The sequence below is a fragment of the Flexithrix dorotheae DSM 6795 genome (assembly GCF_000379765.1).
Taxonomy (GTDB): Bacteria; Bacteroidota; Bacteroidia; order Cytophagales; family Flammeovirgaceae; genus Flexithrix; species Flexithrix dorotheae.
This window is the reverse complement of record NZ_KB903458.1, coordinates 11,003-24,038: the sequence shown is the minus strand read 5'-3', so window position 1 is coordinate 24,038 and position 13,036 is coordinate 11,003. Positions and strand designations below refer to the sequence as shown.

Annotated in this window: 12 protein-coding genes and 1 pseudogene; 4 read left to right on the top strand and 9 right to left on the bottom strand. The window is 39.0% G+C overall.

Translation table 11 applies throughout. The features are described 5' to 3' along the window. Positions 1 to 54 precede the first annotated feature (54 nt). The 3 genes from A3EM_RS47720 to A3EM_RS47130 all read right to left on the bottom strand — a co-directional run bounded on the left by A3EM_RS47720 (position 55) and on the right by A3EM_RS47130 (position 1,404). Positions 55 to 384 (bottom strand): DUF6660 family protein, encoded by a 330-nt coding sequence (locus A3EM_RS47720; RefSeq protein ID WP_157638084.1) that lies wholly within the window; start codon positions 382 to 384, stop codon positions 55 to 57. A 45-nt stretch (positions 385 to 429) separates the two neighbouring features. After that, positions 430 to 831, bottom strand: a complete 402-nt coding sequence (locus A3EM_RS0125485) for a Fur family transcriptional regulator (RefSeq protein WP_020531079.1) — start codon at positions 829 to 831, stop codon at positions 430 to 432. A gap of 399 nt (positions 832 to 1,230) precedes the next feature. Continuing rightward, positions 1,231 to 1,404 carry a hypothetical protein gene (locus tag A3EM_RS47130; protein ID WP_157638083.1) on the bottom strand — a complete coding sequence of 58 codons (174 nt, stop codon included), beginning with the start codon at positions 1,402 to 1,404 and terminating at the stop codon, positions 1,231 to 1,233. 71 nt (positions 1,405 to 1,475) lie between these two features. On the opposite strand from A3EM_RS47130, the gene A3EM_RS0125475 reads away from it, so the two are divergent. Next, positions 1,476 to 2,183 carry an ArdC family protein gene (locus A3EM_RS0125475; RefSeq protein WP_020531077.1) on the top strand — a complete coding sequence of 236 codons (708 nt, stop codon included), beginning with the start codon at positions 1,476 to 1,478 and terminating at the stop codon, positions 2,181 to 2,183. A 132-nt stretch (positions 2,184 to 2,315) separates the two neighbouring features. On the opposite strand, the gene A3EM_RS0125470 is transcribed toward A3EM_RS0125475, so the two are convergent. From A3EM_RS0125470 to A3EM_RS0125460, 3 genes are all read right to left on the bottom strand, one after another. Continuing rightward, the gene (locus A3EM_RS0125470) at positions 2,316 to 3,365 is read right to left on the bottom strand and encodes a tyrosine-type recombinase/integrase (RefSeq protein WP_020531076.1); all 1,050 of its coding nucleotides are present in this window, start codon (positions 3,363 to 3,365) and stop codon (positions 2,316 to 2,318) included. Continuing rightward, positions 3,349 to 4,104: a tyrosine-type recombinase/integrase gene (locus A3EM_RS47715; protein WP_157638082.1), complete on the bottom strand. Its 756-nt coding sequence runs from the start codon at positions 4,102 to 4,104 to the stop codon at positions 3,349 to 3,351. The genes A3EM_RS0125470 and A3EM_RS47715 overlap by 17 nt, the downstream gene beginning before the upstream one ends. A 545-nt stretch (positions 4,105 to 4,649) precedes the next feature. Then, positions 4,650 to 5,891 carry a tyrosine-type recombinase/integrase gene (locus A3EM_RS0125460; RefSeq protein WP_157638081.1) on the bottom strand — a complete coding sequence of 414 codons (1,242 nt, stop codon included), beginning with the start codon at positions 5,889 to 5,891 and terminating at the stop codon, positions 4,650 to 4,652. 187 nt (positions 5,892 to 6,078) lie between these two features. Between A3EM_RS0125460 and A3EM_RS47125 the strand changes: the two are divergent. From A3EM_RS47125 to A3EM_RS0125445, 3 genes and pseudogenes are all read left to right on the top strand, one after another. Beyond that, a pseudogene (locus A3EM_RS47125) lies at positions 6,079 to 6,255 on the top strand (zincin-like metallopeptidase domain-containing protein); the annotation flags it as partial. Between the two features lie 123 nt (positions 6,256 to 6,378). Continuing rightward, entirely contained in the window at positions 6,379 to 6,579 is a 201-nt protein-coding gene (locus A3EM_RS0125450; RefSeq protein WP_020531072.1) for a hypothetical protein, read from the top strand. A gap of 154 nt (positions 6,580 to 6,733) precedes the next feature. Then, positions 6,734 to 7,099 carry a hypothetical protein gene (locus tag A3EM_RS0125445; protein WP_020531071.1) on the top strand — a complete coding sequence of 122 codons (366 nt, stop codon included), beginning with the start codon at positions 6,734 to 6,736 and terminating at the stop codon, positions 7,097 to 7,099. 6 nt (positions 7,100 to 7,105) lie between these two features. On the opposite strand, the gene A3EM_RS0125440 is transcribed toward A3EM_RS0125445, so the two are convergent. From A3EM_RS0125440 to A3EM_RS0125430, 3 genes are read right to left on the bottom strand one after another with little or no spacing between them, the layout of a single operon-like run. Beyond that, entirely contained in the window at positions 7,106 to 7,672 is a 567-nt protein-coding gene (locus tag A3EM_RS0125440) for a hypothetical protein (RefSeq protein WP_020531070.1), read from the bottom strand. A 4-nt stretch (positions 7,673 to 7,676) separates the two neighbouring features. Then, positions 7,677 to 8,375 carry a PKD domain-containing protein gene (locus A3EM_RS0125435; protein ID WP_020531069.1) on the bottom strand — a complete coding sequence of 233 codons (699 nt, stop codon included), beginning with the start codon at positions 8,373 to 8,375 and terminating at the stop codon, positions 7,677 to 7,679. Next, positions 8,372 to 13,030, bottom strand: coding sequence for a T9SS type A sorting domain-containing protein (locus A3EM_RS0125430; protein ID WP_020531068.1), 4,659 nt, complete (start codon positions 13,028 to 13,030; stop codon positions 8,372 to 8,374). Before A3EM_RS0125430 ends, A3EM_RS0125435 begins: the two co-directional genes overlap by 4 nt. Positions 13,031 to 13,036 lie beyond the last annotated feature (6 nt).

Here is a 13,036-nt window from a genome sequence, read left to right as displayed (position 1 = left end):
TTTGAAATAATATGATTGGCTGATCCAAAACTTGGATCAGCTAAAGAGGTAGAATTACCCTAATATGAGATCATATTTTTCCTGAGGAGGCTGAAGGATGGATGTGCGAAACCCGTTCGAAAACCTGGCAATATACCTTGATTTTGTTATCAACTTAGGTAAGCTTATAAAATCATTATATAAGGCGTATACAACGACAAAATGAGTATGGCAACAGTGGCAAACACAAAATGGCGAACACAAATCTAAACCTGACTCATGATTGGGATCTCTGCTACTTTCATCAAATGCTTCAATATTGTTTTGAGTTACCTCATCATCGGCACAAGGGATTATGGATAACCCTAAAAGAAAAATCGCCATAAATAGTGATGATAACTTCATTTTACAAATATAGATAAAAATACAATGCAACCGATTTGCAAAGTTTTATGCACAGTTTACACACAATCCTTTGTATACCATACTGGCGCTGGAGACTTTGAACCCAATAGGAATTTGAGTTTGAGGTATTTTAGATTTTGTTAAGCAATAGGTTTCACCGCATTGGACACAATGAAAATGAATATGTTGATCCTCAGGTTGGCATTCACATCCTTCCTCACAAAGTGCATATTTGATAGAACCTGTACCGTCTTCTATACTATGAATTAACTTTTTGTCTTCAAAAGTCTTTAGTGTTCTATACAAGGTAACTTTGTCCGCTCGTTCAAATTTTTTTTCCAAGTCTTTTAAACTTATGGTAGCTCTTGATTCCACCAACTGCCTGAGGACTAATAGGCGCATAGCAGTCGGCTTGATCTTTTTATTTTCTAGTGTTTTCTCAAGCATCTTCTAATATAATTTAATGAATCTTCATATTATTAACCTCTAATTAAAGGTTCTCTGATTAAACTTTCAAAGTATAAATGACAATTTTGTATTAGCCTGATTTGAAAGGTTAAGTACGCTTGTAATTGCTACTACAAAAATCCCTGTCTATAAATGTTCTTTTCTATTTACCTTTTAAATTCTGATTTATTAAAATATACTTTGCAATGATGAATTACAATAAAAATATTTGCTTACTACGTAAAGTAATTACGACTTACTTATTTTTCTAATGAAAAATTTAAATTAACCCCAAGAGCAACAACCTACCTCCGATCATCCATTCAATAATAAGGTGTTTTCAGCCATCAATTACCTGGCTATCTCCAGCCAATTCGATAACTGAAAACATCATCAAATCTAGACATTTCGGATAAAGTTCCGTTTTTTTCCCGGAAGAGACCCCGACACCTGTGCTTCATGCCTTCCCAATTCCACCCTGCAAGCCTGCAAAAGACTGCCTGATTTTATCCTGCACAAATCCCGCTCCTGAGTTACACTCCCCAAAGATAAACTCACGCTTCCTGTTTGCACGAATCCGGGACAAAAAACGAGAGGGTAATCCTACACACTAAATTTTTTGTTTCATTTAAACCCTTCTAATCATGAAAAATGATGTATATCAAATCGTTACCACTCAGTTAATCGAACAACTTGAAAAAGGAACTGTGCCCTGGAAACAACCCTGGAACCAATTTGGCCCTGCTGCCAATTATCTTACCAAAAAGCCCTATCGGGGAATCAATGCCCTCATTCTCAACTCCCTTCATTTCAATTATCCTTTCTTTCTCACCTTCAAACAAATCAAAAAGCTGGGTGGAAAAGTACAAAAGGGAGCTAAATCCATTCCGGTGATATTCTGGAATTTTGTATTTAAACATAAAAAAACCGGAGAGATAATTCCCCAAAACAAGCTGGACAAATATCCCGCTGACCAAATTGAGAAAAAGGCTTTTTTGAAGTACTATCGGGTATTCAATATCTCCTGCGTGGAAGATGTACAATTCGATATTCCAGAACTGACTACAAAGGCAGATAACCACCTGGTCTGGGAATGTGAACAAGTATTGCAAAATATGCAAAATCCACCTGCACTCAAACATGAGAAAGCCCAGGCATTTTACAATCCCAAAGAAGATTTCATCAACATGCCAGCTATGGAATTATTTCCGGACCACACTTTGTATTTAAGTATTTTATACCACGAATTGGTTCACGCTTCGGGCCATGTTTCCCGGCTGGACAGAAAAGCGATTTCAGAAGGCAATGCCACTTTTGGTTCTGAAATTTATTCTAAAGATTATCCAAACTAAAATATTATCCAAACCTTTGGTATTAACTATTTAGTTTACAGTGTTTTACTGACCTGAAAATTGGGATAATATTTCTTCAAAAAACAAAGATGACCCTTTTATGGAAAGCCACCTATGCTAATTCTCTTATGTTTATTCCTTAAGACCAAGATACTCTAGAAGATCTTTTTTCTTCCGTATGTTCTTCCACTTTTTACCAGTATCCGTTATCACATCATCTTCAAGAGTTGCTAAAGCTTGATTTTTTTGCTCGGTAGAAACAAAAATATACTGCATGGTTGTGTTTATGTCAGCATGCCCCATCAGTCTTTGGATAGCTACAATATTGAGATGTTGCTCTAGCCAATGACTGGCCCGTGCATGGCGTAACTGGTGACAATGCAGATTATCAGGCACTTCAGGATTAAAACAGTGAGCTTTCTTTGCATATTTTTTTAAACGCTTGTTTACCCCCTCCTGTGTGATTTTCTTTTTCCTACCGTCAAAATGAACAAAGAATAATGGGTCACCGAGATTAGGTTGCTTGCCATGGAACATCTCGATATAGCCTTTTAGGACTAAAGCTACCTCTTTAAGTATTGGAGGTGATCTTCTCTTGGCTCCCTTACCTAAGATAGCAATATAGTTTTTACCATTAGGCTCATTTAAATAGATGTCAGATATTTTTAAGGATAGCACCTCGCCAATACGGGCTCCAATACTGTAAATCAGGTAGAATAGCGTAAAATCACGTTTCCCTATTTTAGTTTTGAGATCGATGACATTGAAAATAGCCTTAATGGTCTCTTGTGTTATTTCCACTTGTGCCGGTCTGATATACCGCATCTGCTTAATTTCCTTGGCTTCCATTCCCATTTGGATAAAACGGGAGTCTTTTTTGCTCAAAAACTTAAGAAAGTTCTTTAAGCCAGCCAGCCGTTGATTACAAGTGGAATTGGAGCAACTTCTTTCTTTTTTGAGCCACAACATCCATTCATGGATATTAGCTATTGAAAAGGTATCACCTGAGAGGTTGTCACAATCGATTGACTTGATATCCTTCATAAAGATGGCATATAAAGTAACAGCTTCATGGTATGAGCGCAGAGTATGATTACTCAGGACCCTTATTTCGGGAAGATATACTTTTTCCCACTCACGCATTGCCTTTGCAATGACTAAAGATTCAGTTAGGTTCTTCATATTCAAAAAAATTAGTAAGATCTGGTAATAGATCATGAAGGGCTTGTCCGGTTAGTTCTTCCAATTGTTTAAAGAAAAGAGGAGCAAGTTTATAATAGTAGCAGGTACTTTCGATTTTTCGATGTCCCATGGAGTGGCTTAGAAATATTAACTTGTCAAACCACTCCGTTCCGTCATATTCCCAACTATTGATGTTGGTCACAGCGTAAAGACTACGGAGATCGTAAGGTCGTGCAGGTGCACTGGTTATGGTTTTCCAGATTTTTCTAAAGATCAGGGCTTGCCAAGCAATTCCGTGGAAATCGTCATTTCTGTCAGGAAAAAATATTTTCCTATCTGGCATAAGTCGTTCCATTGCCTCATTATATTGCTTTAACAAGTTCCACATTGTTGGATGTAATGCCACTCTGTGTTGATCAAGACCTTTAGAATGAGCTATGTTGATTATCCCATTCGTGAGATCTACGTCCTTGCATCTGAGCATACGAGCCTCATTTGTCCGCATACCAGTACTGTAAAGCAATCGGAAGTATACAGGAATTTGCATTCTCCTTAGTTTAAACGTCAATTCGTTTTGCCATCCAACAAGTTTAATTGTAGCGGTGGATTGAAAAAATGCACTTAACTCATCCTTACTGAATCCATGGGGAGTATAGGTGGATTTTTCAGTAGGTAAGTTTTCAGGGATCAACACATTGGTCCACCTGTGTTTGTTGGCGTATTTTAAAAACTTACGCACTGGGAGTATCCGTAAATTCCGTGATTTACATTGTTCTGCCGGTCTTTTCCTACACCATTCATTAACAATATCATCTGTGAGTATTTCTACATTAGGGATAATCGATGCACAGTATTTGTTAAACCGTATTAGAGTCTTATGTGCAAACCTTGACAGATGATTAGATGCCTTCAGGTAAAAGATGTATTTGTTCATCATGTCAGATATGAACGTTTTAACCAAAGGAAGTTCCGTTTCTGAGACAATTCTCTTTGGCCTGGGGGATTGAATTGGTTCCGGAAGGTTTAAAGCCGTATAGCCGCAACTATTAGTATACTTAAGAAATTGTCGAATACAACCAGCTCGACCATTGCGTGAGAGCTCGGTCTCTCCTTGGCGCTTTTTACACCATTCATCAACCAGTTCTTGCGATATATACTCTACTTTTTTTTTATTCATACAGAACCGTGTAAATGTTGTTAGTGGCAAGAAGCTTCCTAATCCTACTATCTTTCCTTTGGATTTGTGGTAATCCACATAGATATTAGCCAGTTCTTTAATCGTTTTCATAACTCGAACACCTCCTTTCCAACAGGATATTTCTCAATACTTAACCCACATTCACGTAGATGCTTGATATCAGTACCGATATATGGATTTAAAGATTCCGGGGATAGGTGTCCCAGAAGGTCACTGATAACTTTAGGTTGAACACCGGATTCCAGAGTTTTAGATGCCAGGTAACGTCTGAACAAACGGAGACCATTTTCTTTATCACTGTTCCTTATTCCTAATTTTTTAAAAAGACGTCTGATGATACCTCCTATGGTACTTGACCTCATCGTATTTTCCGGATCATGGGCATTGGTGAAAATGTTTTTTATTTCCAAGTTTTTCGGACGTCCCTTTAAAAGGTAATCAATCAAGGGATTGCCAACAACAGCCCTAAGTGGTAAAGTCATAGATTGTTGTGTTTTGGATTGAGTAAGATTGATGAGATCCCTTTCCCAATCTATATTGTCAATCTGCATTTGAGCTATATCTGTTCCTCTTAATGCTGTATACATAACCATTGACACAACAGCAATATCCCGTAAAGACAAATTTTTTCTGTTCCCTTCTCGCAAATTCTCTTTAATGACACGAATCTCCTCATCTTTAAGAATAGCAAAATTCTTTCTGCCATTTCTTAAAGGAGGCATATCATCAATGATACGTGTACATTCAACAAAATCCTCAGTTCCTACCTTTGCTTTTAAGACAGTTTTAATTTTAGTCTTGTAGGAACTACCTCGTAGCTGCTTGCATCCATCATAAAAGAAAGAAAGGATCATAGATTCGGAAATACCACATAAATCAGAGGCTCCTTTTCGTTGCATATGATACAAAAAGGAGGATGCAGCATTCGATTCTACTCGGATTGACTTTGCTCTTTTACATTTTTTTGATGCCACCAGCTTGTAATGATCAACAATATCTTTGAATATAGAGTTTAACTGATCATAACTACATTTTCGGTATTGTACAGGATTGAATCTGAGTCTATTAGGGAAGTGATTGAACTCATCAAACCCTTGAATAGTACGTACTGATGTACGGTAATAACGAAGCCTTTCGGTGCTTCCTTCAAGACCTTCCTTAAAAAGAAATTTCTTGTAGAAATCGTTATAAGAAACGTAATTACCTTCATGATCAAACAATCGTCTAAGCATGATCCTGACGCCATCTATGGCGCCTCTGCCAAATCCCTTCGCTTTCATATATTCTAAAAGCAGTGGGTGTGTTTCCTTTAGTTTTTTGATATCCATATTATTATTGAGTGTTGGAGCACAGTAATAATATAGACACATAATTGATAGGTTTTATTCAAATTATTATCCTAAAATTTTAATTATTAAAACACTGTAAACTAAATAGTTAATACCAAAGGTTTGGATAATATTTTAGTTTGGATAATCTTTATTATCCGAAAATTAGGATAATAAGGAAGAGCTTGTAGCAGAGATGGGGGCTTGTTTCCTTTGTGGACATGTTGGCATCCAAAATCAGCAAACTTTGGAAGATTCAGCCGCCTACATTCAGGGTTGGTTGGATGTACTGAAAAGCGATCATAAGTTGCTTATTGAGGCAGCTGCTCAGGCACAAAAGGCTGTGGATTACATCCTGGCTTAAGTTTTTGGAAGGGGAAACCCTTCCTTTTTTTATTTGAGGATTATAGCCTAATTTTGCTTTACCACTCACACAAAGGCTCCATAATCTACTACCGTATTTTTTTTAACTAAAAATTAAATGATTATGTCACAGCCGGAAAATTTTAATCAAAATGCTTTTTCATTTAGGGACGTGGAAAAACGATGGCAGAAGGATAGAAACCTGATTGCCACTGAGTATGATAATCGCCAGATTACTTATGATGAATTCATCGAAAAATTGCTGAATCTCAGGAAGGAATATATGCCTTACTTCCAACAAAAACTGGATAGAGGTAAAAAGTAGCATCATTCAGATTTCAACCAGCAAGGCACATAATTGGCTTTTTGTTTAACCAATTATGGAGAATATAATTTTGTATGGAAATGACCAGATTATTTGCGGCTTAGGAAGCAGATACCTTCTGACGTTTCTCTATATTAACAAATAGTGGTTCACTATGAGAACATTAGCAAGCTTACTAAAAGCAGGATACTCGCCCAGAAATGGCTCCTATTTTTACCGTAAAAATGATGAGGATCCCTACATTTATTTTTGCAGATTTGATTATGGGTATAAAAGAAAACCCATCACCAAACCCTATGACAGAGTTTTTAATCCCAAGGTTTTGTACATCCACCCCTACTTTCCCGATCAGCCCATACAATTAGTAGAGATCATACAATCCTTTCCTTACGGAAAGAGATACCATAAACATGCCTTAGTAGATGGAGTATTGAAACTGGCTGAAAATATATGGTTCACCGAAGAACAGATTTACCTTTACCCCACTTTCTTCAGACCAATTTATTGGGGGTATACCTGATTCCAATTAAAAAAAATACCGCAATCCTCCTCCTCCGAATAGTCTGGCGGTTTGTACGTATTGTTGTTCCAGGTTTGCCAGGATGGCTACTTTTCCTATGGTGTATTCCAGTTCCATTCCTATCAAAACTCCAAAATTGAGCTTTTCATCAAGGGGTTCGTAGGCAGAATATAAATCGTAGGCCATTACTCCTCCGGCATTGAAGTTTAAATAGAAACTGGATTTAATTTTGATCAGGTTATAATGGGGAACTACTTTTACATAATACGCTTCATAAGGGATTTGGAATGGTGAGCCTTTTTCGTAGGCTATTTGTGCTTTCAGGGCAAATCCTTTTAATATATAATGGATGTACCCCCCTCCTACCATAGTGGTTTTTTCCCCTTTGTAAACGAAAAAATCTACTCCGTTTTCTCCGGGCAAATGCTCTACTTTCAGTTCATTTCCATCCAGTCTGGCTTTCTTTGGTTTAAATTTTACCTGCTTTGGCCTTTTATGGGGTTTGGGTTGCTGGGCAAAACTATAGGATATACTTCCCAATAGTATAATGATGGTGATGAGTATCTTTTTCATAATGCTAAAATTCTATCGTGATCAATTCCCTTAATTCTTCGCTCCATTCCCCATCATTGTCCTGTACCTTAAGTTTGATTTCATGTTGACCTTCTTCCTGGAAAATATATTCTACAATGGGATCAGGACTGGGGATTTCTACTCCGTCAATTTCAAATTGGTAATGGACAATATCGCCTCCATACTTTTCATCCTGATCGTAGGAAGGTGCACCGGAAAACTCAAAATGACCTGGTCGGATAATACCTTTTTTGGTGTAGGCATACATCGCCACTGGAGGTAAATTTTCATAGACAATCAAGTTCAAAAAGATATTGGAAGTCGCTCCAAATTCATCTTTGGCTATGATCTTTATTTCATTATTCCCCACTCTACCCGGACGATAAACCGCCTGATATTGATCATTTGTATTTTCCAACTTATCTGAAGATAACATTTCACCATCCGGAGCTTCATAGCTTACTTCACTCAGGTTTTCATCTCTCACTTCGTAGTAAAAGGTGACACTTGTAGCTTTGGATTTTAAGCCAATTTTCAGGCTGTCTTTCATCGTTTTATAGGGCTCTCCGGTTTCAGGATCAATGGTTTCACCATTTTTGATAAAAGTAATTTCCGGAGGAACATTAGCCACCATAGAATCTTCCCACCGGAATTCACAGGAAACGGCTATAAAGCAAATCAATATTAAATAAATGCTTTTCATGATTTGGTTAGTTTAAAGGTCCTTGATTTGATTTTGATGATGTAAATTCCATTGGGTAAACTTTCTGTATTGATCCAAATGGTATTTCCATTGCCCGAAAAATCCTCAGGCTTCAATGGCTGCTTTCCCAGTAAATCAAAAACCTGAATGGCCGATTTTTTCAGATAGATGTTACTGCTTTCCTTAGTATCAATCTCTACTTTCAATACCTCTGAAAATGGATTGGGAAAGATCTTGATGGAATTATTGATGAATTCATCATCTAAACCTGTAATCACATCTGAAGTATCCGGAATGCCATTGACCGAAATTTGATAAGTAAGCGTATCACTACATCCTTTCTTGAGGTTGGCCACCACTAATTTCACCTGATATTCCCCCGGTTTGTAATAAAAAATGGCTGGAGATTTCAGGCTGGATTGCTGATTATCTCCAAAATCCCAGTCATAAGTATTCTCCCCTTCATTAGGATCAAAAACATCAAACTCCACAGATTCCCGAATTTTAATTTTTTGGGTACTGGCGATAATGCTATCCGGGAATTCGTAAGTATTGAGCACAATGGTAGCCGGGTCAGACTCACATCCTTTGGCATCGACCCCTTTGCAGGAAATGATATCACTTTTTGTGGCCTGAAAATCCAGTGTAGTGCCTTTGCCAATCAACTCATTATTGTCATTGTACCAGTGGTAGTCCTTATTATTTTCAGAAAACCCAGCGAATATACTCACCAAATCATTTTCGCAAACCTCAATTACCGATTCGGATAACCTTGGTTTCACAGCAAAACTTTTAATCACTTCGACCGCTTGTTTGGCCATATACACACAGCCATTTATTTCCACCTGATAATCCAGATGGTAAACACCAGGAGCAAGCACATTAGGATCAAAAACATTGGAGGTTACGCCATCTCCAGCCCAGGTGCTTTTCGCCACATATCCGGAATAGACATATTCATCCAGCGAGATGGGATCGGCATTTTCACACACCTGAATCAATTCATTTTCCAGTGTTAATTCCGCTGTGCCTATGCCATTGGTGATCTCAATTTTCCGGCTCCCAAAAGCCTTGCAGCCTCCTTTGTTATAAGTATATTGAATTTCATAAATACCTTCTTCCAGGCCTTCTGGTAAAAATAAGGAATCATTAATCACACCTTTTCCAGTAAAAATTCCTCCTTTCAGATTCGGATTAATATCATCACTTAAAAGATAAGGTTCACCCCATTTACACAGCGAAATATCCTCTCCAATTGCCACAGGTTCATCACTGATGATAATGGCCTTTCCGCTTCCCAAATCACTTTCACAATTCTCCTTTGAAATCGCTTTCACTTTATAACTTGTAGTGGTGGTCAGGTAAGGGGTTGGGAAAGTAGGACCTGTATGTAACAACTGACCTGATGCCGCATACCATTCATAGGTGAGATCCGCCATTGGATTTTGGATACTTAGAGTTGTTTGCCCCGCTCCTCCGCAGATATATCCCTCATTAATTAGTGGCACTTCGGGAATTTCATGAATGAATGCCGTAACTTTTACCCTTTCACTTTCGCAATTCTGTTTGGAAGTCACCGATACATAGTAGGAAGTGGTTTGTGCCAGCTCATTCTGGCTAAACCTGCTGCCAATAAACAAAGGCGTTTCCGCTTCCAGACTTTCATACCATTTATACTGGCTACCAACTGACCCACCACTGGCTGAAATGCTGATGCTACTTGTTCCGCAATAGGCTACATCTTCCACAAATGGCACATTGGGCACCGGATGATAAGTCACTTCCATACCCTGTTGCTGTCCTTCACAGCCTTCCACTACCTGACTTACAAAAAACCGGGCTTGTCCCTGAATGTAAGGGGTATAAGTAGCGCCTTCATACAAATAATTATCCCGGTCATTTACACTGTAAAACCGGAAAATTGCTCCTTCCTCTCCTTTGGGAGTAACGGTGATATTTCCCACTCCACATTTTTCCATATCACTTACCTGAGGCAATGGCGGAGTGGCATTGTAGGTAATATTTACTTTCGCCTGCTCACTTTCACAGCCTTCTGCAGTGGTGGTGGAATAATAAAATATCTCATTTTTACTCACCTGCCCGGCTTTGAAATATCGCCCCTCCCCTACTTTAATATTGCTGGTATTGTACCAGGTATAATTCTCCCCAATTCCCCCTTTTCCCTCCAGTTCCACAAACTCAATTCCGCAGGTGGTATAATTGATTTCCTCAGGCTGAGCCGGAATCCCATAAACTGTTCCGGTGATTTTCATGCGCTCCCCTTCACAATCGAAGGTCCCAATTCCAGGGATATCTCTTCTATTCACCGCAGCCACAAAATAGACTGTGGTCTGGTTTAAAAATGGCGTGTAAGTTTTGCCTTCATGGATAATTTCAGTGCTTGTTTCGCTTTTATACCATCGGTAAAAATCCCCATCGTTGCTGGTAATTTCCAGCCTGATTTTCCCCGGACCGCAATGTGTTCCGCCTTTAATTTCAGGCTGATTTGGAGGACTTAATTTCATAACTTTTACTTCCTCCTGTTCTCCTTCACAGCCATTGATTACTGCACTCACATAGAATACCGCATCTTTGGTCATGCTGGTGGAAGTGGTAAAAGTATCATCCAATCCCGTAGCATCATTGAGTAAATTTCCCGACTGATCATACCAGTTGAAATGGGTAACTGCACCGGAATGACTGGCTTTGAGTGTCACTCTTTCCGGTTGGCAAATGACCACATCATCCACCGAAGGTTTTTCGGGCTTTGGAGTAATTTCCACTTCCACTGTTTTGATTTCCTGACAGGTATTGTTCAAAGGATTGCTGGCAATGATTTGATAATTGGTGTTTTGAGTAAGTAATCCGGTAGTATATTTCCCGCCATTTGCCCCTATGATTTTCTGGTTATTTTCATACCAATCGTAGGTAAATTTCGAATCGTAATTTTCAATGGTAATGGTAGTTTGCCCGCTGGAACAAATCTGAGTATAGTTCACTTCCGGCACTTCTGGCTGATCAAAAATGGTAAGTGTGCGGACATCACTTCCCTTACAGCCATTGGCATTTTCATAAGTATAAGTCAGTTCGAAGGTCTTTTCCAGATTCCCTTCAAAATCTATTTCCCCGGTCAGGACTATATTTTGGTTAACCGTTATCTGATTGCTATTGGCCTTCCAGGTACCACCTTGTGGAGAAGCCCCTGTGAGTGTAATTTGCCCCTGACCACAAAATTCAATATCAGCTCCGGCATTCACCTGAGGCTGGGATAACAGACTTACTTCTTCTGTAACTTCTTTAGTGCAAGCCCCATTTTCTACTTTATAAACCACCTGATAAGTATCGGAAGGATACTTGTCCAATTCCCAATTTCCTCCTGCGACTACAGAACCATTAATTTGAAACTCCCCTATCCCATTTTGAACACCAGTGGTATAGCTATACAAATCAATGGTTTTCCCATTTTCCTTACAGAAGGAAGGTGGCAAATCGAAAGTGAAATTTACCTCAGGAAAAATATTGATGATGTGGGATTGTTGAGCTGTACAATTATTGCCATTGGTAAAGGTGTAAGTAATGGTATGTGCCCCTTCTCCGGCAATTGAAGGATCAAGCATATTTCCAGAAACACCTTCACCCGACCAGGTACCACCAGTGGGTGCAGCTTCCAAAGCCAGTTTCCCATTGGCTATGCAAATATTATCGGGAAGATTTAAACTCACTAAGGGACTTTCCTTTAAATGGATCGTTAGGAATTTTTGTTCTGCTGTACAACCAACCTGGGTAGAATTATAAGTCACCACCAGATAGTCTTTAGCCAGATTTTCCGGAATATCATTTACCTGCAGGGTTGATCCGGTGGCAATTTTTACCGCTGTTTCACTGCCATTTTCCATTACACTGGCCCAAACTTCTATAGACAGATTTCCCTCCTGTTGTAAGATAAACTCCTCCAGATCCAGGCTTTCTTCATCCAGACACAAATTGGTTTCTGTTTGTTTTAGGGAAATTCCCGGTCTTTGCAGAATGGTAAGGGAACCCGTGACTTTAGTACCGTTCAAAGTATAATTGTCGGGATTGGTAAAGGCCTGAATGTTGTAAGTACCCGCAGGATCATTGATTGCCTGCTCATTGGAATAGCTCTTGTTCAAAGTCAGGTTGATCCAACTCACCTGAAATTCTTCTTCCAAAATATCGCTTTCCAGCACCGTTTCAGCCCATCGGTAACTATCCAGAAGGTTTCGCCTCAACCATACCGAGCCTTCACATCCTTCCACATCATCCATTTGGGAATCTATGACCAATACCGATACTTTTCCCACCGTTCGCAGGTCATCACAAACCAGGCAGGTGCCCTGTTTCACTTCAAAGGAAAAAATGGTATTGGCGGGAATCTGGTCCACATTTATCCATTTGGAAGCCAACACATAAGTCCCTCCTTCCACTCCCTGAATAGGATGGCTGTTGTAAAAACCCACCATGGTGCCCTGATTATAGGCAAACCCTTCCCACCCGAATAGATAAGAATTCAGTTGCCACCGTTGCTGTTGTCCTTTTTCCAGAATCACATACTCATCAACATCCGACAGTTGCTGTGAAAATGAAGCATAGGAAGTCCAGCCTATTATAGCAATAATAATGTAAATACTCTTCATGAAAAT